Genomic DNA, 23,163 nt, shown 5'->3' with positions numbered 1-23,163 from the left:
TGCTCGAATAGCGGAAGAGCAGCATAAGCTGAAAAAGGTATTAAAAATACAAACCTTAAAAACAAAAAACCACAGCCCGAGAGCTGTGGTTTTTTTGAAATCTTGAATTAGAACAATACGCGTGCGCGGATTGTACCTTCAACATTAGAAAGCATATCAAGTGCTTCATGAGATGCAGCAGCATCTACATCCATCACTAGGTAACCGACATCACCTTTAGTCATCAGTGACTGACCAGAGATGTTGATGCCTTGTTCAGCAAACAGGTTGTTGATTTTAGACAACACGCCCGGAATATTTTGATGGATGTGCAGTAAACGGTGTTTGCCTTCAGTCAATGGCAATGCAATTTCTGGGAAGTTCACCGCAGAAAGCGTCATACCCTTGTCAGAGTAAGCTACAAATTTCTCAGCGACTTCCAGACCGATGTTCGCTTGCGCTTCCATGGTCGAACCACCCACGTGCGGAGTCAGGATCACGTTTGGCAGGTTACGCAGTGGAGAAACAAATTCTTCACCGTTCGCTTTAGGTTCTTTCGGGAATACATCTACCGCAGCACCAGCAATGTGACCAGATTTGATCGCATCTGCCAGATCTTCGATCACGACACAGGTACCACGTGCCGCGTTAATGAAGATCGAACCTTCTTTCATTTGCGCGAACTGATCTTTGGTCATGAAGTTACGTGTAGACGGAACATCAGGAACGTGTAGAGAAACCACATCGGCATTTGCCAAAAGTTCGCCCAAGCTACCGACTTGACGTGCATTACCTAAAGGCAATTTAGTCACTGTATCGAAGTAGATCACTTTCATACCCATGCTTTCAGCAAGTACAGAAAGTTGTGAACCAATTGAACCGTAACCTACGATACCTAAAGTTTTACCACGTGTTTCGAACGAACCAACTGCAGATTTGTTCCAGCCGCCTGTATGTGTGTCTGCTGATTTTTCAGGTACACGACGTAGAAGAAGAATTGCTTCAGCAAGTACAAGTTCAGCCACTGAACGCGTATTTGAGTAAGGCGCGTTAAAGACTGGAATACCGCGACGCATTGCAGCGTCCAGATTTACCTGATTGGTACCGATACAGAAACAACCGACAGCAATCAGTTTGTTCGCAGCTTCAAAGACTTCTTCAGTCAATTGAGTACGGGAACGAATACCGATGAAGTGAGCATCTTTGATCGCTTCTTTCAACGCTTCACCCTCAAGCGCAGTTTTACGATAATCGATGTTGGTATATCCAGCAGCATTTAGAGTGTCGATTGCATTCTGGTGAACGCCTTCTAACAACAAGAAACGGATTTTATCTTTAGGTAGAGATAGATGTTGGCTCATTACGGCTCCGCTACAAAGGCCAAATTTAGTCGCGGTATAATAGCACAGGAAAAGCGCACTTATACATTTCCTTGATGACGCTCACATCAGCTATTCTGGCAAGATATATTGATAATAATGATCATGGTGTTTGATTTAAATCTGCATTTTCAAAGGTATATTATCAAAATTGTCATTTTTCGAGGGAAACGCTAAAAAATAGCTTATAATATTGCGCCATGCTTTTAAAGCAGCGTGATCCGGTGCTTTAATAATCATGTTTCGCCTGATTTGTATCCATGTTTTTATGCGTAAAAAATGTGCAAATGAACCAGCGAAGTCTCTCTTGTTTAAATCATGCTAGGTCTGTAAACGATGAATGCTCCAGTCGCTTTAACCCCTGAGTTATTGACCCAATTGACTGCAATTGTGGGTGAAAACCGTATTAAAACCGATACGGACAGCCTCCAGAATTGGGGTCGCGATCATACGAAGCACTTTGATCCAAACCCGTCAGTCGTCGTTTTTCCATCGTCCACTGAGCAAGTTCAAGACATCGTTAAATTGGCGAACCAATTTAACGTTGCAGTGACTCCATCGGGTGGTCGTACCGGTCTTTCTGCAGGTGCAGTCGCAGCCAATGGCGAGATCGTGGTCAGCATGGACAAGATGAACCAGATTCTGGAATTCTTCCCGGCAGACCGTATGGTGCGCGTACAGGCAGGTGTGGTGACTGAACAGTTACAGAACTATGCTGAAGAGCAGGGCATGTATTATCCGGTTGACTTTGCGTCTGCAGGTTCATCGCAAATTGGCGGTAACATCGGTACCAATGCTGGCGGCATTAAAGTGATTAAATACGGCATGACACGTAACTGGGTGCTTGGCCTGACGGTTGTCACAGGTAAGGGCGATGTATTGCGTCTGAACAAGGGCATGATCAAGAATGCTACTGGTTATGCACTTCAGCATTTATTTATTGGTGGTGAAGGCACGCTGGGTCTGGTGACGGAAGCGGAAATCAAGCTTGAACGTCAACCGCAAGACCTGCAAGTGATGGTACTGGGTGTGCCTGACTTTGATGCGATTATGCCTTTATTACATGCGTTCCAGGCGAAAATTGACCTAACTGCATTTGAGTTCTTTGGCGAACTGGCGATGCAGAAAGTCTTGGCCAACGGTCACGTGCAACGTCCATTTGAAACTGAATGCCCATTCTATGTATTGCTTGAGTTTGAAGCGCCGTTTGAACCGATTATGGACAAGGCGATGGAAATCTTCGAGCATTGCATGGAACAAGGTTGGGTGCTGGACGGCGTAATGAGCCAAAGCCTGGATCAGGTAGAAAGCTTATGGCGTTTACGTGAAGACATTTCTGAATCTATCGCGCCATTTATTCCATACAAAAATGACATTTCCGTTCTGATCACGCACGTTCCTGCATTCATTAAAGAAATTGATGCGATTGTATCGACGAATTACCCAGACTTCGAAATCTGCTGGTTCGGTCATATCGGTGACGGTAACTTGCATTTAAATATCTTAAAACCTGCGGATTTGTCTAAAGATGAATTCTTTGCCAAATGTCAGGTGGTGAACAAGTATGTCTTTGATACCGTGAAAAAATATGACGGTTCAATTTCTGCGGAACATGGTGTGGGCATGACCAAGAAGCCATATCTTGAATATTCGCGTTCGGCGGAAGAAATTGAATATATGAAAGCCCTGAAAAAAGTGTTCGATCCAAATGGCATCATGAACCCGGGTAAACTTTTCGATCTTTAATCGGTCGGAATTGAAAACAGCGCATCGAAAGGTGCGCTTTTTTATTACTGTGTAAATACAGTTACAGAGTCTAAATAGTTTTGTGCTGAAAAGCTCGGCATGATGGATTGGAATAAGAATGACGATATAGGATTAAACAATATGTTCCGGATATTGGCAGTCGCAACTCTGGCTTTTGGTCTGTTTGGTTCAGGCTGTGCAACTGCTCAACAGGTCATTGCAAAGGTACAGTCATCTTCGGATACGCCTTTGGAACAGGTTTTACAATTAAGACCGGATTTGCGTAAGGAACTGGCAACGGTTGAATTGCGCCAGTTCTTTGATAAGGCAGAATCTCCCACGATTGGACAGGTCAAAGTCACTGAAACCGGTTTAATGGATGATTCGGTGCATTCAGTGCAGACCATTTATTATTTTAAACGGGAAGATAGCAGCTGGATGCTGCAAAATACCGAGAAATTGTATTGTTGTGCAAGAGGTTCAAATACCAAGACTTTCCAGAAAGCGGTCTGTCCATAATAGTGTTTGATCTTTAGGCAGTTTTTGGTTAAAAGCGTATCTAAGGATGCGCTTTTTTGTTTGGAAGATTATCTCTACGATCTATTATATTTATTCAGAGCGTTTGAATATCTCATCTGCTAAAATTTCTTCTTTCTATTTTAGACAAAGTTCAGTCTGTTAAAACGGGCAGACTGACAATAAAAACTCCCATGCAAAAAATCCAAACCCAAAAACTGACCCGTGCCACACTCATGTTCCCGCTGGCACTGGTCCTATTTGAATTCTCAGTCTATATCTGTAATGACCTGATTCAACCGGCCATGCTGGCGATTACCCGTGATTTTGGCGTGAGTAGTTCATGGGCACCATCCTCCATGTCCTTTTTCCTGTTGGGTGGGGCATTTGTCGCAGCGATTCTGGGACCTTTGTCCGATCGTCTTGGACGTAAAATGGTACTGCTGGGTGGTGTGGCATTTTTCACGATTAGCTGTCTGGCTATTTTATTAACACCCAATATCGAAAGTTTCTTATTCCTGCGCTTTTTACAGGGCTTTGGCCTGTCCTTTATTACCGCCGTTGGTTATGCCGCCATTCAGGAAAGCTTTGAAGAACGTGATGCCATCAAAGTCATGGCACTGATGGCCAATGTGTCTTTGCTGGCACCTTTGCTAGGACCAGTGCTGGGTGCCTTTATGATTGATCATATCTCCTGGCATTGGGGTTTTATCGGCATTGCATTTCTGTCATTTCTGAGCTGGTTCGGCCTAAAAGCCAAAATGCCAAATCTGAAAGTCAGTATTCCCAGACAGCCGGTCAGCTATATTCTGGATGACTTTAAACAGGTTCTAAAAAATAAACGCTTTGTGATCATGACTGTAGCCTTGCCTTTGGTGAGTTTGCCCTTGATGTTATGGATTGCCCTGTCACCGGTGATTCTGGTCGAGCAATTTGGATTCAGTAGTGTGCAATATGGTCTGGCGCAGTTTCCGGTCTTGGGTGGCCTGATTGCAGGTAATCTGATTTTGCTGAAAATTATCGATAAAATGCCGCTGGGTAAAACCGTATTATTGGGTCTGCCACTGATGTTGCTGGGTGCCGGTTTATTGATGCTGGGCTTATTGATTCCAGAATATTTTATTCATTGTCTGATTATCGGCACCACCTGTATCAGTCTAGGTGAGGGTGTAAGTTTTTCGGTACTGTATCGTTTTGCACTGATGTCTTCTGAAGTGTCCAAAGGCACAGTGGCCGCGACGGTTTCAATTATCCTGATGCTCAGCTTTTTTGTGGTGATTGAAGCAGTACGAATGGCGTATGAAGCCTACGATATCTGGGCCTATTGTGCTGCCTCTTTGATTCTGATTGCACTCTGGTTTACTTTGCCGCGCATGCAGCTCAAACAGTTAATGCTGGAAAGACAGGAGCGTGGGGAGTTTTGATTCCTTATCGAGGGAACTTATAAATTATTGAAATCATATGTTCGGTATTGAATTTCCCTCTCCTTTTAGGAGAGGGCTAGGGTGAGGTTAAGTATTTAATAAGTTCCCTCTCTCTAACTCTCTCCCAAAGGGAGAGAAAATTTTCTTTTGACTTATCTAATTATATTAGGATTCTACAATTAAGCTTCAGCGGGCTGTTCTAGCTTCTTCAATTTCATATCAAACAGGAATGGACCGAAAGGTAGAATCGAAGCGATTAAACCCATCACAAACGTGCTGAGAGACCATTTCTGTTTTTCACATACCGCAAATAACACCACCAGAAACAGCACAAACAGTACCCCATGACCCATACCGACATATTTGACCAGAATCGGATTATCCATCATATATTTCACTGGCATCGCGATAAATAACAGCAGCAGGAATGAAATCCCTTCAAGCAAACCGACCAGACGCAAAGTTTTGATGTTCATAATACATATTGATTTAACCGAATTAGTTTTGAGTGTACCGAATATCACCTGAATATTGAATCTTAATAATAAAGATATATTCAATATTTTTAATAAGTTATAACCAAGTGAAGCAGTTGGTTATTTAATCTCGGCACCTAATAATTCATGACGTAATTTTAGTAATTCCGGTAAGGTTTCCAGCAATAAACTGATCTGTTTCAGCACCAAAAGCAGATGTGCTGACTGGTTTTCCTGGGTACTTAAGCGTTGAATTTCTGCCAGTTTATGATCAATGCCGTAGGTATTTAAAGGCTGTTGTTGCAGCAATACCCCAGTTAAGGTTTGCTGACACCAGCGCATTAAATCCAGAATTTGTGTATCACTAACCTGCTCACGGTGACTCCCCAATGCTGCAATATAACTGAGCTGGCTGTGGCTATAGACCAGATAGCGAAAGGCACTTTTAACCAGTTGCGGATCTGGATTCGGTTCGGTACTCAGGCTTGAAATCATGCTGGATAAATCAATCTGTGCATTGTGGGCCAGGCGCCGTGCAGTCCGGTAAGCAATACTGTTATCTTTACCGTTTCGATATTGCTCGACCACAGCAGCAAAATAGTCCAGCGTAGCAAGCGATGATTTTTTAATATTGCTAGAAATATTACGGAAATTCCAGTCAGGCCAGATCCAGCTTACTGCCATCCAGGCAATCAGACAGCCTATGAGGGTATCAATGATACGCGGTAAAATAATGGCATAACCGGCACCTTTCAGGTTAAAAATCAGGAGTACCATCAAGGTTGCCATGAGAGTGGCCATGGCATATTTTTTGGAACGTAGATAGAAAAAACCGACACCAAAAATTACTGTCAAGAATAACTGTCCTTCGACACTTGGTACAAAATACAGGATGGGAACACCCAGTATCACCCCCAATAACGTTCCGAGAGTTCGCAATTTGAGCCGGCTTTTGGTGGCAAAATAACTGATCTGACAGACAAAAAGGCTGGTCAGTAAAATCCAGTAGCCATTTTTCGCAAAGGGTAATAATGAAATGGCATAGCCGACTAGAAACACAATGGCAATCCGCACCGCATGCCGAAAGAGTGCCGATTGCGGACTCAAGTGCGGTTTGAGTTTCAGCCAGAAATCTGTGCTATCGCGAATATCATCATCAAACAGACTCAGGTCATCAAAATGCTGCTGATAGCGTGGCTTATATAGTGCCTGTTGATCATGCAGGTGTTGTAACTGCTCATGTACACTCAGCAGATTGACCAGAATAAGCTGTAAATTTTTAACTTCAATGTTCTGTGGATGCTGGGCAATCCAGTCCTGCATTGATTCCTGTAAATGTTTCAATGCCAGTTCATCATCTGTAGACAGATAAAATTTTTCATTGCGCAGCACACAGTCTGCCAGATGTTGACAAGCAAGGGCTTGCAGACGGATATTTTTCTGAATCCGGAAAATCAGGTCAGTGCGGCTAAAATGCTGTTCGATCTGTTCATAATGCAGATAATTGGCTGTGGCCTGTTCATGGATATCCTGCATCAGAAAATACAGATTCAACCAGTAAATAGTATTACGATTGGCACGCGAAGCTTTGAGTCGGGTCAAGAGCGAATCTTTGCTGCGGTTAAAACTCTGAATGACTAAAGTATTTTTAAGTGACACCTCATAGAGCAGGTTTTCAACATTTGGGTGCTGGTCTGGATCAAACAGTTTGGCTTTACTCAGCAGTAAATCCGACATGTGCTGCAAGCTTTGTGCGAGATTTTCCTGAACCTGCAAAGTAGGACGCAGCAGAAAAAATAGAATAGACGTCAGGCCGTACCATAGCGCCCCAATGACAAAATAAAGCGGCTGTTCATACCAGTGCTGATATTCGCCCAGGCCGAACATGGTATAGATTGACAGTAAAATGGTGCCAAATGAAATCATGGCATAACGTTGGCCTAATGCACCCATTAGAATAAACAGCGCACTCGACAGGGATAGCCACAGTGCAAACCAGAATTTATGTGGAGCAAGAAATTCCAGAATGCTGCTGACACTAAAAAACAGAATGATGACCAGTAACAGGTTGCGCAAACGCAGGCTTAGCCGGTCATCAAAATCAGTCAGTGCCGTGGCAATTGCCCCTAAAGTTACTGGAACGATCAAGGACTCATAACCCAGAAATTTCAGACCGAAAGTGGTACCTAAAAACACCAGCATGATCTGCAGGCAATAAGTCATCAGCGCAGTGGACTGAAAGGGCAGCAGGACAGGTTTTATAATTTTAACAAAAAAAGTAGCAGTCACAGGTTGGGCAGTATTCACAAGGACATGATCCGGGAAGTAAAAACGCAAAGTTCTGAATGCAATTTAGACGCCAAAATAAAAGAAAAATCCATGAAAAAAACGAGCATGCTGCCCGTTTTTTCTATTTAGTTATTGGCATAGAAGGTGTTTAGATCACGCCACAGGCAATACGTTCACCGCCGCCGCCCAATGGTAATGGGTTGTCGGAATAGTTATCGCCACCGGCATGAACCATAATCGCACGACCCTGAACATCAGCCAGTTTCAGACGTGGCGCAAGCAGGGTGACACGTGCAGTTCCATCTGTATTAACTTTCAATGCGGGTAAATCACCTAAGTGACCTGTCACTGGTGTACCGTGATGCGGTGCCTGATTTGGATTGTAATGGCTACCTGCAGCCAGTGCTGCACCCATCTTGCCGTCTTTCATGGCAGGCGCGCATGAACCATTTTCATGAATATGGAAACCGCGTTCACCCGCAGGAAGTTGTTTCAGGTTGGTACGAATGACCAGACCGGCTGGGCTGTCACTGAGTAATACGGTCCCAATCTCTTGGCCCACACCTTGAGCATTTACAGCATTCACAGTCACTGCTCTGACCACTTCATTTGATGGGGAGGTTGATGCACAACCGGTAAAAAGTGCGGCGCTTAACGCGCAAAGTGTCGTAATTTTAAACAATGAAGACATGATTTTGGCATCCTGATCTTTATTCTGTTTTGTGGATTCATTTAAACAGAGCAAGATCAGAAGCTCTATATAGAATCAGTACTTAAATGTTTTGTTTTGTTTAAGTCGATTCTATCTATGCTTTAAGGTGCGTTGGGCGGTGTGTCTTGTGTTTCCGGATCAATCTCATGTGCCATGGTGGCTTTAGGCATCATTAAAGGTTCATTCAGATTACTTTCATGTAACCATTCACGCCAGATTGCAAGCAGCACAGCCAGAATCACCGGGCCAATAAACACCCCGACCAGACCAAAGCTGGCAATACCACCCAAGACTCCAAACATGATCAGCAGGAAAGGAATCTGGGTTGCGCCAGAAATCACCAGTGGACGAATGACGTTATCGGCAGTACTGACAATACAGACGCCCCAGACCATGACCCCAATGGCTTCAATGGTTTGTCCTTGTGAAAACAGCCATAACGCCACCGCACTATAGGCGAGAGGTGGGCCAAAGGGAATCAGGGCAAAAATAAAGGTCACAATGGTTAAAACCATCGGATTCGGCACACCTGCAACAAAATAGCTCAGACCAGCCAATAAGGATTGTGCAATTGCGGTCAAACCGACGCCATATACTACGGCACGTGTAGTCGCAGAAATGGTGGAAAAATAATGATGTACACGTGGACCGACCACCATTTCAAAGGCTTTACGCACCTGATTTAAAATGGTCTGACCATCACGGTAGAAGAAAAACAGCGAAAGTACCGCAAAACACAATTTAAAGATATTTTTGCTGACTTCATTCAATACCACTTTGCCGTAATTCAGATGACCTTGAATCCAGGTCGATACCGACAGTGCAATACTTTGCGGATCCGTATTGATTTCATTTAAGGTTCGGGTAATTTCCTTACCAACAATTGGAAGTCCGCGAATAAAATCAGGGACATTCAGGTGACCGGAAAAAACCTGTCGCTGCAATTCAAAATACAGGTTACGACCTTCGTGCTGCAGCATGAAAATGGCGAAAATAAAAGGCAGACCAAAGACCAGAATCACGGCCAAGATCATTACGGTTGCGCTTAGTGTCGGTCGATTGCCGCATAGGCGTAACACCGATTGATACAAGGGCCAAGTCATATAGGCAATAATGGCAGCCCAAACTACAGGAATGATGAAATACTTGAGTATATGAAAACTCAAAAAAATCAGGATAAAGAACAATCCAAATAATAAGACTTTTTGTAATGTAGGCGCGTACTGTTGCACTGAATTTAATGACTCATTTTTTAGGTCGTGTTCAGGCATATTAACTGAAAAAAAAGCGATCGAAAATGATAGCTAGCCAAGTAGCAAGATTATTTTCCCAAAGCTATACCACGATTCAGACGATTGACTCAAAACCACTGACTCGGATCATCAATAATGGCATTCAGTACCGGTTGCCATTGAGCCTGCAGTTCCCGGTAGATTTTCTGAGGTTTATCAAAGACGGACAGGCCTTCCATAGCCAGTCGGCTATAAGGGGCACGTTCCGAAATCCAGGCCACTGGCTGCTGGTCGATCTTGTCAAAAAACTGTTGGATGTCTTGATTGCTGGCGGCATTTGGTTTGGTGCGGTTGGCCAAAAGTAAAATTTCAACCTTGCCCTTACGGATGCGTTTGATGTCCTGCAAATGCTTGAGAAAACGGCGGGTCGAATCGATATCAAAAAAAGAAGGCTGGATCGGGATGATAATCGCATGTGCTTCACTGATCAGCTGTTCGGCATGATCATCGGTCAAAGCACCTGGTGCATCAATAATCAGGTATTCGATCTGCTTCGGCGCATCACCAATGGACTTGCTGTTGCGCCAGTCCAGACTTTGGATCTGTGCCACCTGTGCCGGACGATGCTTAAGCCATTGCAATGTTGATTTCTGGTTGTCGGCATCGGCCAATGCCACCTTATAACCCTTTTGTGCGAGTGCTGACGCTAAACTAATGGCTGTCATGGTTTTGCCACAACCGCCTTTCTGATTCGCAACTAAAATTGTTTTCATGACTCAAGGTGATTTTATTCTGTTCCGGCCTAGCATATCATTCTTTTCAAGTATGCAAATGGCCGAAGTCCTCAACTTCAGTCGAATGCGATGCTATAAAAATCAGGTAAATTAGGAAGATTGAATGTCCATATGGATGGCCATGCTGATTGGCGCATGTATCGGGGTGGTATTAACCACTATTATTTTAAGTCAGACGCGTAATGGACGGATCAAAGCCGAATATGAGCAGTATATTGCCGAGCTGGAACTGGAGCATCAGCAGTCCCTCATTGCCGCGCAAAAACGCAGCGTGAATACCAGCCGTGCAGTCCTCAAAGGTAAAATGGCGGAACAGCTCGCGCCGATCATGCCGGAATTTCAATATCTGCCGAGTGATGCCAAGTTTCTGGGCGATCCGGTGGATTATGTAGTCTTTGATGGCTATACCGATTTTCGTGATGGCGAAGGCGAAGCTGAAGATATTGAAGTGGTTTTGATTGACATTAAAAGTGGTGGAGCACGTCTGACCAAAGGCCAGCAAGCCATTGCCCGAGCAATTCAGGAAGGGCGGGTACGTTTTGAAACCATTCGGATTGATTTTCAGGATTGACCAAAATCCAGTGAAGAATAAAAATTATGCAAAAATTACTGATCACTGCGCTGCTGTTTATGCTTGGACTCTGGGTCTGGAATGAGTTTTTTCGTGCCATTCCGCATCTGCAAGAAAAAGGCGTACTTAAAAACTTTAAAGTAGAACCCGTTAAGCGCATTTCCGCGACTTATATTGTGCATGATCACCGTTTCGTAAAACCTGATCGTCGGGTGCTGCATCAGGCCAGCCCTGTGGTGGGGCATTTTAATGATCTGGCCTATCTGAGTAATATTGATGTGCTGTTGCTGACTCAACCGCTGCCCGCTATACAGGCAAAACTGGAGTTTGATGAAGCAAAACGCTGCTATCAGCTCGAAGGACAAACCAATAAAGCGGAGCGTGACTTCGTCAATACGCATGTACAGTATTTTAGTCTGATTGCTGCCACTGAAAAAATTGCCGATCAGATTCGCCGGCTAAAATCGGGGCAGAAAATCACGCTCACTGGTGATCTGGTAACAGTTCATTCAGGCACGACTGGACAAGAATTCCGGGTTGGAACAGGCTCTGAATATCGTGCTCATTGTCAGTTGCTGCAAGTAACCCACGTCCAGCAGCACTAAATACAAGAGAGTAGTGAATTAGCTCTATGGTTTAAGAAACCGGGCTAACAACATACGTTGGCCAATCTTGGGTATACCTTCCGCATCTACATAATTTAAAGTTTCTATTTCAAAACCGGTTTCCAGCAAGGCGGTCTCAATATCCCGATTCAGATGACAGCCATCTGCGACTTTCTTTTGAATGGGAGTGAGTAAATGTTGTAGACGCTGAATATTTAAATTTTGTCGATTCAGAACATGTTCGACGACATGTAAAGTCCCACCCGGTTGTAGCACACGATAAATTTCCTGCAGGCTCTGTTCCAGCTCTGCAATACTACAAAGCGTCCAGGTAGACACAATATTTTCCACACTATTTTCGGCAAAAGGCAAAAGTTCTACGCTGGACTAAATATGCTCAACCTGAAACCCTGCCTGTTGAATTCGCGCTTCTGCCAGTTTGAAGATCGCCGGATTTGGTTCTAGTGCATAGACTTTATCAACCGATTGATAAAAAGGCAGATTCAAGCCGGTACCAAAACCAATTTCTAGCACTTCACCGGAAATATCCAAAAGCAGTTCACGACGCAAGTCCATCAAGGATGGTGTTTGCATCACCTGATTCAGCAGATGCGGAAAGATATGTTGTTGATAAAGTTTATACAGCATTTGAGTTATTTTAATTTGATGGAAATACGTTTTAGCTTAACTGAAAAATAAAATGACAGGCATATATCGAGCTGACTAAATACGTGCAGTTTGTTACCAAGTTCAACTGTTTATTCATTAAAAAATCCGTAAGATCAAGAAAGATATCCTTAAAACGTTTGATCAACTTGATTAGGATTAGATTAAAAATTATGTTCAAATACGTTAAACATTATGCTTTGCTGGCCAGCCTGTTGCTGCCTATTTCGGGCTATAGCTCGGTCGACCACAATATTGCCAAAGGTTTGCCTCCTGTCGTTAAAGGCCAGTCAATTTCGGTCTTGCAGCCTTTTAAAGGTGATTTTCGTATTCTGGGTTCCAAGGTTTATAGTTCTGACCCGCAAGCCAAATTCTCTCCGATTGATTATGCTGTCAGTTGGGGGCTGTTTGCCGAACCTGAAATTGCTCGACATATCACGGTCAATCAATATGACCGCTATTTGAACTGGAAAATGGATCGGGTGCCAGTGCCGGTAGAACAAGCCAAGCAGATGGTGTCCAATATGCATATCATTCCCGCTAACCCTGAAATTGCTAAGGCAATTAAAAAGGTAAAGCGTGGCGATCTGGTGCGTATGCAAGGGGAACTGGTTGAAGTGCGTGACAAAGATCTGGTCTGGAAATCGTCTTTAACTCCGACCGATACGGGTGATGGTGCTTGTGAGGTCTTCCGCGTCAGTTCCATTAAATGGATCGAAAAAGTCGGTAAAAGCTAAAACATACTTCATGCACGCTTCTGAGTTGCAGATAAAAAACCGCTCCTTTGAGCGGTTTTTTATCTGCTTAGTACTTACTTCGCAGTTAAAGCCTGACCTTCAAAGGCAATTCCATCCCAGCCATTGAGCATAAACTGGCGGATATTCTGATGATCAGTCGCCTCTGGCGTCGCCAGTACAGAAGCATAATGCTCAGCAAACAGGCTTAAGGTCTGTGCCTGATCCAGACCATTTAATTGTGCAAAAGAAAAGACTTTGGCGCTGCCCTGGTTTTCTGTGGCCGCATTATTCTGCTGGCCATTTTTAAATGCAGTCGGTGTATGCGTATAACGCGATTCGATATAAGTAATCACATCTGCAAATTTTGCTTCGCCTGCTGCCAACTGGGCCAATAAATCCTGTGCCATGCTGTTTTTCCTGTGCCATTCATGAAAATTGGATGCAATAAATATAGCAATTTTCTTGCGAAGTTCCATGGTATTTCATTGATTTTCGGTTCAAGATAACAGTGAAAATTATCCATGATGAATATGAAACTTTGGATAAAATAAACTTGATCAATAAATAGAACAGGAAAAAAATATGGGCTGGCTTTGGGTGGCAATGGGTGGGGCAATCGGTGCCAGTCTGCGTTATGCAGCCGGACTTTGGCTGTTCAAACCACAAATGCAATTTCCTTGGCCCACCTGGTGGATCAATATTCTGGGCTGTTTATGTGCCGGGATTTTTTTTGCCTGTAGCCAAAAGTATCCAGTACTCCAACAAGAAGCTCGTCTGTTTTTAATGGTGGGAATTCTCGGTGGTTTTACCACATTTTCCAGTTTCGGTCTGGAAAGCTTTTTGTTATTCAAGCAAGGTGCTATGGGCCTAGCGCTGTTATATGCATTATCCAGCTTAATTGTCGGCATTATTGTTCTGGCGCTGGGCTTTTATTTAACTTCAATCGTATTGGCACAGAGTTAAAATAAGCGCATAAAAAAGTCAGGAAATTGGAGGTCATTTCCTGACATAAACCACGATTTAAATCTTAAGATAACTGAGGGTTTTCGGTTTTAGCCCCGTTTAAAGCGGCCAAAACGTTTGTTAAAGCTTGCCACACGTCCTTCATTGCTGGTCTGACGTTGCTCACCCGTATAGAAAGGATGTGATGCACTCGAAATATCTAGTGTTACATAAGGATATGTTTTACCTTGATATTCTTTAGTTTGGCTCGAGTTCATCGTGCTGCCAATCACGAAATAGGCATCGGCATTGGTATCATGGAATAACACTTCACGATACTCAGGATGGATATCTGAACGCATATCTAACTTCCTCATGATTCTTGATTAAATGTTATAATATAACATTTGATATTTCAAGTAATCTAGGGTTACAGGGTGTAAGCCTATCGTCTCAATTTAGCTTCGACTCGGTACCAGTTCCTCAAATACATCACTTAAATCGTCATGTACTTTGAGATGAATCAGGTTCCAGTATTGTCCTGAAATTGTCCGGTTCACCATCAAGGTATCAGGAGAGGGCTTAAATACATCCCAATATTTCAATGAAGGTTTCAGTAGCTCCATCCCATCATGATGCGCTGAGTTTTCGGCAAAATCATAGTGAGTGACCAGAGGACGCATGAGCACTTCCAGCCATTGTTCATACAATTCTTTCGGGAATTTTCCAGTTTCAGTCAAGGAATGCAGCGCATCCAGCTGTTGCTCGATCACGGGAATATTCTTCTCGCGTGCAGCATGGATCAGTTCCCTAAAATGTCCAATCACTTCAGTCGATAAGGTTTTAACGCCACCATAATCATAAACAATCACAGAGCCATCCTCACGGAAGGCAAAGTTGCCCGGATGTGGATCACAGTGAAAGCGTTTCAGATAAAAAATTTCTTGGCCAATGGCGCGGAATAGGCGGCGACCTAAAGCATTTCGGGTTTCGAGTGGCCAAGTGCTGGCAGTTTCGATACTTTCACCAAGCTCTTGGCTTAAGGTCAAAATATGTCGCGATGAATACTCATGAAACACTTTCGGAATCACAATTTTATTGTCCAGAGGCTCATGGAAGGCACGGGCGATTTCCAGATTCTGGGCTTCAATTTCATAGTTCAGCTCATTGTCCAGACTGTGCTGAATTTCTTTAAATAATTGATCTTGAAGTTTACGGTCAATCTTTAAGACGCCCATCATGCGCAGTGCCAGACGAACTTGTTTCAGGTCGCTTTCGCAGGCTTCATCCACACCAGGATATTGTACTTTGACCACAACTTGCTGGCCATTCGGTAGGGTGGCTTTATGCACCTGACCAATAGAGGCCGCGGCAAATGGCTGCTCATCAAACTGCTGGAAAAGTTGCTGTAAAGGTTTACCCAATTCTTTTTCCACTTGTGCCTGAATTTCTTTAAACGGCATCGGTGGCGCCTGACGTTGTAACTTGGCAATGGCTTTAGCGACTTCGGGCGGGAAAACATCTTTATATTGAGAGGCGATCTGGCCAACTTTCATGACTGCGCCTTTCATTTCCCCCAAGGTATCCGCAATCTGCACACCAATATCCTGAAATAATTTACTGCGTGCAGTGTTTTTCTGCTCGTCATCGGCAGTTAAATTTTTAATGGAATTGGAGAGGGTTTTACCTGCAATACTTGCGGTCATTCCGGCAAGTTTCATAAAGCGACGACCGGGCGTGCTAGCCGTTTTTGCCATGCGAGATTCCTTGAAACCAACTATGAATGGATGTATTTGATCATAGGTGACAACGGTTCAATTGCCTAGATTTAATTGTAGAGGTTGTGTTGTGATTTCCTTCAGCTTCTCCATGTTTAATGCATCATCTTTGATTTGTTAAAAGATTTATCTTTATTGCTTGCGTTTAAACTATAAGAATATGCCGGAATCCGTCATCGTTTTAGATAAGACCGAGTACTAATTCTGAATGTTGTTTTATAGCTAAAAGCTTAGAATAAACAGAGTATAGTAATGAAGAAAATTCAATGAAAGTCTATCGATATTTTACCGGGAAAGATGATGTACATTTTTGTGCGCGGGTGACCCGTGCCTTAAATGAAGGTTATGAGCTATATGGTTCACCCACCATGACTTTTAATGGTACGGATGTAATTGTGGGGCAGGTGGTGATTAAAGATGTAGTGGATGAATCTGAGATTCCACAAGGATTAAAAAATGCGCTGGATCTTTAATCTCAGCGCATTTTCTAGCTTAAATTAATCAAATAAAAGTGTTTAGTTGTTTAGACTTAAGCGTTTATTATTGCCATATAAACGGCCCAATAAAAGTATACAAGCTACGCTGAGGCCTACAATCAGGCCAACCCAGACACCGGCGGCGCCCATGTCGGTAAAGCGGGACAAATACACCCCGACCGGGAAGGCGATGACCCAGTAAGCCAGCATGGTAATCCACATTGGCCCCTTGGTATCCTGCATGCCGCGCAGACAACCTGCCGCACTGATCTGCCAGGCATCCATCAGCTGATAGGCAATGGCAAACAGAATCAGATACACCGCAATTTGGGTCACGATCAGATCTGAGGTGTAGAGTGCTACGATTTCATTGCGGAAAACCCAAAGCAGAATCATGGTCAGGATCGCCAGAATAGTGGCAGTAATCAGGCCGAGATATTGTACTTTACGCATGGCTTGCCAGTTCTGTTCACCATAGTAGGTGCCAACCCGAATGGTCAGGGCAATCGCCAGTGACATGGGAATCATGAACAGTTGTGAAGTGACAGAAATAGCAATCTGATGGGCAGCGACAATGGTCTCACCCAAAGGACTCAGCACAATTGCAGCAGTACTGAAAATACTGACCTCAAAAAAAATTGCCAATCCGATTGGAAAGCCAAGCTGTAAGATGCGCTTCATCCATTCCGGGTTGATTTTTTCCCAATGGGTAAAAGGCTGGGTACGTTGATAGGCCTTATTTTTAAAGATATACAACGCGAGGGTGATGACCATTAGCCACTGTAAAATCGCCGTGGCAAACCCACAGCCTGCACTGCCTAGGGCCGGAACAGGGCCAATACCATACATAAAGATATAGTTCAGCGGAACTAGCAAGACCAGCGCCAATAAACTAATCACGGTCACCGGACGCGGATTTCCAATCGCTTCAGAATAGCCGCGTAAGGCCGCATACATGGTTACCGCTGGCATACCAAAACCAATCGCATGCAGAAATAAACCGGCTTTAGGTTGTAAGCTTTCCGGTACACCTAAAAGTGGCAAAGTGGCCGGCAAGAGTTGCAAAATCAAGCCGGCAATTACCCCAAGAATCAGGGCAACCCAAAGCGATTGACGTGCAATGGTGGCAATTTTTTCAGGTGTGCGTGCGCCATTGGCCTCAGCAACCAAAGGCGTCGTGGCAATCATAATGCCACTAAACAGCAGCATCACCGGAATCCAGAGTCCTACTCCGACGGCAATCGCGGCAAGATCGGTAGCAGACAGGTGACCGGCCATAATGGTATCAATCAGGCCCAGACCAGCCTGAGAAAATTGGGTCACCAGAATAGGCAGCATCAGATGAAAAAGTTTTTTTAATTCAAAACTAAAGGTTGTAATTGGTGAAACATTCGACACAAAAATTACTCATCGTGATCATGTGCTTAAATAGAAGGTTTAGCGTTGTAAAGTGAGAAGCACACCAATAAAAATTACCACGCCGCCTAAAAGACGTTGCCAGTTAATCGGCATTTTTTCATTACCCAATAAACCTAGATGATCGACCAGCATCGACATTACCATCTGACCAAAAATAATGAGACCGCTAAGAACCAGAAAGCCAAGTTTGGGTGCTGCATAAATGCTCATACTAATCGCATATACACCCACGATGCCCCCGAGCCATAAATACCAGGGAACACTCATCAGTTCCTGTAAACCGGGTTTGGGATTGGACTGAAAAAGTACGATTACGGCGAGCACTATTGTACCAATCAAAAAGGAAAAAAATGCAGCTTGAATAGGAGAATATAAATATTCTTTTAGTTGTGTATTAATTGCGGTCTGGAGTGTCAATAAAACACCGATTGCAAAAACCAAAGGAAGTAAAATAATAAGTTGAGAAGATATTTTCATAATTTTAACTGACTAATTCTATTTAAATTTTTAGGCATATCACACGATCAAATTTAATTTTAGCAGTGTTGCCGCCGAGTCATGTTAAAATTCCGCTATATCTTGTAATCGTTTTTGAGTAGTTCTTTGGCTGAATTGAATCCTGCTGCTGTCCCTTTGTCCTTATATATTCATATGCCTTGGTGTGTGCGCAAATGTCCTTATTGTGACTTCAATTCGCATGCGGTTCCAGATGGTCAGCTATCACTGGAATTGGAACAGGAATATTTACGAGCACTGGTGGAAGACTTTAAAACTCAGGTCGATTTTGCCCAAGGCCGGCAGATTCACAGTGTCTTTATTGGTGGGGGGACGCCGTCACTGATTTCTGCCCTAGGCTATCAATGGTTATTTGATCAGCTCAAAGCCGTTATTCCCTTTGCCGAAGGCTGTGAGATTACGCTGGAAGCCAATCCCGGCACAGTCGAACATGATCCGTTTGCCGGTTATTTGCAGGCCGGAATTAACCGTCTGTCGATTGGGGTACAGAGTTTTAATACCGAGCATCTCAAGCGTTTGGGACGGATTCACAGCAATGAAGATGCGATTTCTGCCATTGGGCTGGCACGTGAAGCTGGGTTTCAGCGGATTAATGTCGACTTGATGCATGGTTTGCCTGAACAGACTTTAGAACAGGCTTTGCATGATTTAAAACTGGCAGTGGAGCAGGGCGCAACCCATATTTCCTGGTATCAGCTGACGATTGAACCCAATACGGTATTTTTCCGGACTCAACCGATTTTGCCTGTCGATGAAGTATTGGAAGATATTCAGGAGCAGGGTGAGCTCTACTTAAAAGCTCAAGGCTTTATCAACTATGAAGTTTCGGCTTGGCGTAAAGAATTGCCTTCAGCGCATAATCTGAATTACTGGCAGTTTGGTGATTATCTGGCAATTGGTGCCGGAGCACACGGCAAAGTCACTCAGCCGGATGGCGTGTATCGGTTCCAGAAAACCCGTTTACCTAAAGACTACTTAGCCAAAGTACCTGCTGAACATCTGCAGTTTAAGCGGATTGAAGATGCTGACATGCCCTTTGAGTTTATGATGAATGCGTTACGTTTAAATCAGGGTGTGGAAGCCAAACTCTATGCCGAACGTACCGGTTTGAGTCTAGATACTTTACAGGAGTTACTGAGCTCTTTACGTGACAGAAAATTAATGGTTGATGATCAAGACCGGCTTTCATGTACCGAACAGGGACATATCTTTTTAAATTCGGTATTAGAAGAATTTCTTTAATTATTTAATTTCTCCATTGTTCTAAAAGAGACCCTAATAGGAGTTTATTGGGGTTTTTTATTGCCTTAAATAAAATGCCTAAAGTCTGATTGACGCTTTCTTAAAGAGAAGTTTTCTGAGAATATTCAAAGATTAAATTAAATGAATATTATAATTTCTAGAGGGTGGGCAGGTGGATACATTATGGGATTTTCAACAGCTGGATTTAACTAATACCCGATTCTTTATTTTTGATAGTAAAAGTGATCATCTGGTTTATGAAGATCGGGACTTTAAAGAATATCATTGGGATCAGTCTAAATATAATCGAGTCAGGGAAGGGGATTTCTTTTTATATCGACGACCGCAAAAAGCCTCTGAAATTAAAAATCAATTCTATCTTTATGGTGCAGGCCGTATAGCCAAGATTATTGCACCTAATGCCATTCCTCAAAATCATCAAAAACGCCGAACCAAACCGGTCTTTGCGGAAGTGATCGATGGTATACGTTTTATAGATCCTATTCTGCAGTCCGATTTGGAAGATTTTCAATGGACTTTTAAACCACGCGGAAATACTTGGGAACATTTTTTTCAACAATATGGCATGAATGAGATCACGGCAGATGATTTTTGGCGATTACTTAAATTAGCAGGAATAGGCGAAAAACAGGATGCTTTGTTAGATACGCATTTACGTCAAGAAATCCTCGATTATAGCGTTGAAGATCAATATGCCAATGTAAAAGTTCGCGGTTCGCCACACCAGGAATTTGCTTTACAAGTTAAACTTAATTATCAATATCAATGTGCGATCTCTGGTATTAAGACCAAAGCCTTTTTAGTGGCTTCTCATATCGTACCTTGGTCTGAAAATCAGGTACATAGAAGAAATCCGCGTAATGGAATTTGTTTATCTTCTTTATTGGATCAAGCTTTCGATCAGGGATTTATCACGCTAGATAAAGGGCTTAAAGTGTGTCTTGCGAATCAAGCCAAGCAAGATGCGAGTTTATACGCCTATTTAAAACTTTATCACGGTAAACGAATCGACGTACCAAAACGTTTTGCCCCTGATCCGGTATTTTTAGCCTGGCATAGAGCACACCGGTTTTTAGAACAACCCAATGATCTTTAAAAGCGAGCGGTATGAGAGAAATGATAGGCACAAAAAAAGCACTCTAAGAGTGCTTTTTTCAATATCTTGCTTCTAAATTATAGAGCAACGATATTTACAGCTGTCGGGCCTTTTTGACCTTGAGCTACGCTGAAAGAAACCTTTTGGCCTTCAACTAAAGTTTTGAAACCTGAACCAGTGATTTCGCTGAAATGAGCAAAAACGTCTGGACCTGATTCTTGTTGAATGAAACCAAAACCTTTAGTTTCGTTGAACCATTTTACTGTACCGTTAACTGTATTAGACATAATATAACCTATTGAATCGTATGAATTTATAGCCAAAATTTCAGATGACTAACTGTAACTTTGAAAAATAAAAAGGATGGAGCTTTTTGATCTGTAATACGAAGGTTTATGACTAAAACTGCGATACTTAAAAGAAGACTAACCAAAACAAGAATTTTTCTAGTTGGGATTATCATACCGCTTATTTTGAGATATACAAGCGTTTTATTTGGCTAATTTATTAGGATATTGAAAAATATAAAATTAAATTTGTATATTTTCTATCCAGAAAGGTTTTTTAAGTTAAACAAGGGCGTCTGCGTCAATAAAAAGAGCGCCGAAGCGCTCTTTTTAACTCAATTTACAACTTAATAGTCAAAGCTAAAGTGTTCTGGAGCGAGTGCCGTCATGGTTTTAGATGGATTCACCATCGCTTCTGCGTGACCTTGGGTACGTGGCAGGATACGTTCAAAGTAGAAATCAGCAGTTTTGATTTTTGCTTTATAGAATTCTGGAACTTCCGCACCATCGCCAGAAGCCAGTTTGGCTGAAGCGACTGCGGCTTGCTGTGCCCAGAAGTACGCCATCATCACATAACCGGAGAACATCAGGAAATCGACTGACGCAGAAGAGACGATGTCACGGTCCTTACGTGCTGCCAGCATGATACGCACGGTTAATGCATTCCACTGTGCACACAGCTTGGTTAAATCCCAGGCAAAACGGCGCATGTATTTATTACGTGCATGCTGACCGCAGAATTTCAGGATTTCAGCAGTGTAATCACGAATCACTTTGCCTTTCGAGGTCAATAGCACTTTACGGCCAATCAGGTCCAGTGCCTGAACACCTGTTGTACCTTCGTACAGGGTAGAGATACGTGAGTCACGTACGATCTGTTCCATGCCCCATTCTTTGATATAGCCATGTCCACCAAAGACTTGCATACCGTGATTTGATGCTTCATAGCCCATTTCGGTCAGGAAGCCTTTCAGGATTGGAGTATAGAAACCAAGATGATCATCATGCTGTTCAAATGCAGCAGTATCGCCACGCAGCAAAGCATCATTCATGTTGTCCGCAATTTGTGCAGCATGATAAATCATGGCACGGCCACCTTCAGCAATGGCTTTTTGCGTCAACAGCATACGGCGTACATCGGCATGATGAATGATCGCATCCGCTACTTTTTCTGGATCTTTTTTGCCAGACAAGGCACGCATTGACATACGTTCTTTAGCATAAGGTAAAGCACCCTGGAACGACAGTTCAGCATGACAAATACCCTGAATCGCAGTACCAATACGCGCCGTGTTCATAAAGGTGAACATAGCGTGCAAGCCTTTATTCGGTTCGCCAATCAGGTAGCCAGTCGCATTGTCAAAATTCAGTACAGCCGTTGCTGAAGCTCGAATCCCCATTTTGTGTTCAATCGAACCGCAGTTCACTGGATTACGCTCACCGATACCGCCATCCGCCGCAGCAATAAATTTAGGTACGATAAACAGAGAAATCCCTTTGGTACCTTGTGGTGCATCGGGCAGACGTGCCAGTACGATATGTACGATATTTTCAGTCAGGTCATGCTCACCTGCAGAAATAAAGATTTTGGTGCCTGAAATCGCATAGCTGCCATCTTCTTTCGGCTCTGCTTTGGTCTTAACTTGACCCAAGTCAGTACCACATTGCGGCTCAGTCAGACACATGGTGCCCGCCCAAGTTCCTGCAACTAAGTGAGGCAGATACGTGTTTTTCTGCTCATCGGTACCATATTGCATGATAGTGTTGATACAACCCACACTTAAACCCGGATACATCTGGAATGACCAGTTTGCAGTCCCCATCATTTCCGATTTGATCAGGTTTAAAGACATTGGCAGGTTTTGGCCACCAAATTCTTCAGGATAAGACAGACCTTGCCAGCCACCTTGTACGAACTGGTCGTAAGCTTCTTTAAAGCCTTTCGGTGTTTTTACTTCGCCATTTTCAAAATGACAGCCTTCTTCATCACCGCTTTGATTCAACGGCGACAGTACATTTTCACAGAAATCTGCAGCGCCTTCTAAGATCATATCTACCGTGTCGGCATCGGCATATTCACCATTCGACAAATTCTGGTAGTGCGCAGGGTAGTCAAGCACTTCATTCATAAGGAAGCGAATGTCGTGTAAAGGGGCTTTATATGCTGGCATGCGTTTAATCCTGATTGAAATTAGTTTTGGATTATCTGTATCGATTCTTTGATTATTCACATTCGGGATAAAAAAACATTGATGAATTC

23 protein-coding genes and 1 pseudogene are annotated in these 23,163 nt (G+C 43.3%); 10 read left to right on the top strand and 14 right to left on the bottom strand.

Annotated features, from left to right (window positions below):
* Nucleotides 1–107 precede the first annotated feature (107 nt).
* Entirely contained in the window at nucleotides 108–1,340 is a 1,233-nt protein-coding gene (gene serA / locus NI466_RS02735) for a phosphoglycerate dehydrogenase (RefSeq protein WP_005108551.1), read from the bottom strand.
* 354 nt (nucleotides 1,341–1,694) lie between these two features.
* Here serA and NI466_RS02730 point away from each other — a divergent pair, with 354 nt between their 5' ends.
* The 3 genes from NI466_RS02730 (at nucleotide 1,695) to craA (ending at nucleotide 5,044) form a co-directional block, all read left to right on the top strand.
* Complete coding sequence (locus NI466_RS02730) at nucleotides 1,695–3,104, top strand: FAD-binding oxidoreductase (RefSeq protein ID WP_153567125.1); 1,410 nt, start codon at nucleotides 1,695–1,697, stop codon at nucleotides 3,102–3,104.
* Between the two features lie 141 nt (nucleotides 3,105–3,245).
* On the top strand, nucleotides 3,246–3,623 hold the full coding sequence (locus NI466_RS02725; protein WP_253172608.1) for a hypothetical protein: 378 nt from the start codon (nucleotides 3,246–3,248) through the stop codon (nucleotides 3,621–3,623).
* A gap of 191 nt (nucleotides 3,624–3,814) precedes the next feature.
* The gene (gene craA / locus NI466_RS02720; RefSeq protein ID WP_253172606.1) at nucleotides 3,815–5,044 is read left to right on the top strand and encodes a chloramphenicol efflux MFS transporter CraA; all 1,230 of its coding nucleotides are present in this window, start codon (nucleotides 3,815–3,817) and stop codon (nucleotides 5,042–5,044) included.
* A 179-nt stretch (nucleotides 5,045–5,223) separates the two neighbouring features.
* Here craA and NI466_RS02715 read toward each other — a convergent pair whose 3' ends face one another.
* From NI466_RS02715 to NI466_RS02695, 5 genes are all read right to left on the bottom strand, one after another.
* Entirely contained in the window at nucleotides 5,224–5,520 is a 297-nt protein-coding gene (locus tag NI466_RS02715; RefSeq protein ID WP_071850918.1) for a DUF3817 domain-containing protein, read from the bottom strand.
* Between the two features lie 120 nt (nucleotides 5,521–5,640).
* Entirely contained in the window at nucleotides 5,641–7,827 is a 2,187-nt protein-coding gene (gene yccS, locus NI466_RS02710; RefSeq protein WP_253172604.1) for a YccS family putative transporter, read from the bottom strand.
* Between the two features lie 130 nt (nucleotides 7,828–7,957).
* Nucleotides 7,958–8,500: a superoxide dismutase family protein gene (gene sodC, locus NI466_RS02705; RefSeq protein ID WP_005108558.1), complete on the bottom strand. Its 543-nt coding sequence runs from the start codon at nucleotides 8,498–8,500 to the stop codon at nucleotides 7,958–7,960.
* A 122-nt stretch (nucleotides 8,501–8,622) separates the two neighbouring features.
* Nucleotides 8,623–9,753: an AI-2E family transporter gene (locus tag NI466_RS02700; RefSeq protein ID WP_004281568.1), complete on the bottom strand. Its 1,131-nt coding sequence runs from the start codon at nucleotides 9,751–9,753 to the stop codon at nucleotides 8,623–8,625.
* Between the two features lie 128 nt (nucleotides 9,754–9,881).
* On the bottom strand, nucleotides 9,882–10,526 hold the full coding sequence (locus NI466_RS02695) for a ParA family protein (protein ID WP_174894167.1): 645 nt from the start codon (nucleotides 10,524–10,526) through the stop codon (nucleotides 9,882–9,884).
* Between the two features lie 124 nt (nucleotides 10,527–10,650).
* Between NI466_RS02695 and NI466_RS02690 the strand changes: the two genes are divergently transcribed.
* Both NI466_RS02690 and NI466_RS02685 read left to right on the top strand, forming a co-directional pair.
* Nucleotides 10,651–11,118, top strand: a complete 468-nt coding sequence (locus NI466_RS02690; protein ID WP_044112217.1) for a Holliday junction resolvase-like protein — start codon at nucleotides 10,651–10,653, stop codon at nucleotides 11,116–11,118.
* A gap of 26 nt (nucleotides 11,119–11,144) precedes the next feature.
* Nucleotides 11,145–11,723: a hypothetical protein gene (locus NI466_RS02685; RefSeq protein ID WP_247143149.1), complete on the top strand. Its 579-nt coding sequence runs from the start codon at nucleotides 11,145–11,147 to the stop codon at nucleotides 11,721–11,723.
* A gap of 24 nt (nucleotides 11,724–11,747) precedes the next feature.
* Here the strand turns inward: NI466_RS02685 and NI466_RS02680 are convergent.
* Nucleotides 11,748–12,371: pseudogene (locus NI466_RS02680) on the bottom strand (class I SAM-dependent methyltransferase).
* A 191-nt stretch (nucleotides 12,372–12,562) separates the two neighbouring features.
* Here NI466_RS02680 and NI466_RS02675 point away from each other — a divergent pair.
* Nucleotides 12,563–13,126, top strand: a complete 564-nt coding sequence (locus tag NI466_RS02675) for a hypothetical protein (RefSeq protein ID WP_004281559.1) — start codon at nucleotides 12,563–12,565, stop codon at nucleotides 13,124–13,126.
* 74 nt (nucleotides 13,127–13,200) lie between these two features.
* On the opposite strand, the gene NI466_RS02670 is transcribed toward NI466_RS02675, so the two are convergent.
* Nucleotides 13,201–13,533 carry a HopJ type III effector protein gene (locus NI466_RS02670; RefSeq protein ID WP_005101257.1) on the bottom strand — a complete coding sequence of 111 codons (333 nt, stop codon included), beginning with the start codon at nucleotides 13,531–13,533 and terminating at the stop codon, nucleotides 13,201–13,203.
* 175 nt (nucleotides 13,534–13,708) lie between these two features.
* On the opposite strand from NI466_RS02670, the gene crcB reads away from it, so the two are divergent.
* Entirely contained in the window at nucleotides 13,709–14,089 is a 381-nt protein-coding gene (crcB, locus tag NI466_RS02665) for a fluoride efflux transporter CrcB (RefSeq protein WP_005101255.1), read from the top strand.
* A gap of 89 nt (nucleotides 14,090–14,178) precedes the next feature.
* Here crcB and NI466_RS02660 read toward each other — a convergent pair whose 3' ends face one another.
* Together NI466_RS02660 and NI466_RS02655 are read right to left on the bottom strand one after the other, a co-directional pair.
* Nucleotides 14,179–14,430: a type B 50S ribosomal protein L31 gene (locus tag NI466_RS02660; protein WP_004732342.1), complete on the bottom strand. Its 252-nt coding sequence runs from the start codon at nucleotides 14,428–14,430 to the stop codon at nucleotides 14,179–14,181.
* A 96-nt stretch (nucleotides 14,431–14,526) separates the two neighbouring features.
* Nucleotides 14,527–15,825, bottom strand: a complete 1,299-nt coding sequence (locus tag NI466_RS02655) for an ABC1 kinase family protein (protein WP_153566888.1) — start codon at nucleotides 15,823–15,825, stop codon at nucleotides 14,527–14,529.
* Nucleotides 15,826–16,112: 287 nt separating this feature from the next.
* On the opposite strand from NI466_RS02655, the gene NI466_RS02650 reads away from it, so the two are divergent.
* On the top strand, nucleotides 16,113–16,319 hold the full coding sequence (locus tag NI466_RS02650; protein ID WP_004281552.1) for a DUF1737 domain-containing protein: 207 nt from the start codon (nucleotides 16,113–16,115) through the stop codon (nucleotides 16,317–16,319).
* A gap of 42 nt (nucleotides 16,320–16,361) precedes the next feature.
* Here the strand turns inward: NI466_RS02650 and NI466_RS02645 are convergent, their stop codons facing one another.
* A complete protein-coding gene (locus NI466_RS02645; RefSeq protein ID WP_354268381.1) occupies nucleotides 16,362–17,720 on the bottom strand; it encodes an MATE family efflux transporter in 1,359 nt (452 codons plus the stop codon).
* A gap of 39 nt (nucleotides 17,721–17,759) precedes the next feature.
* Nucleotides 17,760–18,218: a DMT family transporter gene (locus NI466_RS02640; RefSeq protein ID WP_005108571.1), complete on the bottom strand. Its 459-nt coding sequence runs from the start codon at nucleotides 18,216–18,218 to the stop codon at nucleotides 17,760–17,762.
* Nucleotides 18,219–18,344: 126 nt separating this feature from the next.
* On the opposite strand from NI466_RS02640, the gene hemW reads away from it, so the two are divergent.
* On the top strand, nucleotides 18,345–19,499 hold the full coding sequence (gene hemW / locus NI466_RS02635) for a radical SAM family heme chaperone HemW (protein ID WP_004732331.1): 1,155 nt from the start codon (nucleotides 18,345–18,347) through the stop codon (nucleotides 19,497–19,499).
* 172 nt (nucleotides 19,500–19,671) lie between these two features.
* Nucleotides 19,672–20,616 (top strand): HNH endonuclease, encoded by a 945-nt coding sequence (locus NI466_RS02630; RefSeq protein ID WP_253172602.1) that lies wholly within the window; start codon nucleotides 19,672–19,674, stop codon nucleotides 20,614–20,616.
* A 77-nt stretch (nucleotides 20,617–20,693) separates the two neighbouring features.
* Here the strand turns inward: NI466_RS02630 and NI466_RS02625 are convergent, their stop codons facing one another.
* Nucleotides 20,694–20,903, bottom strand: a complete 210-nt coding sequence (locus NI466_RS02625; protein ID WP_004281542.1) for a cold-shock protein — start codon at nucleotides 20,901–20,903, stop codon at nucleotides 20,694–20,696.
* Nucleotides 20,904–21,250: 347 nt separating this feature from the next.
* A complete protein-coding gene (locus NI466_RS02620; RefSeq protein WP_005248240.1) occupies nucleotides 21,251–23,074 on the bottom strand; it encodes an acyl-CoA dehydrogenase C-terminal domain-containing protein in 1,824 nt (607 codons plus the stop codon).
* Between the last annotated feature and the right edge of the window lie 89 nt (nucleotides 23,075–23,163).

The organism is Acinetobacter lwoffii (assembly GCF_024129595.1).
GTDB lineage: Bacteria > Pseudomonadota > Gammaproteobacteria > Pseudomonadales > Moraxellaceae > Acinetobacter > Acinetobacter lwoffii_O.
This window is presented reverse-complemented; position numbering and strand designations above follow the sequence as displayed.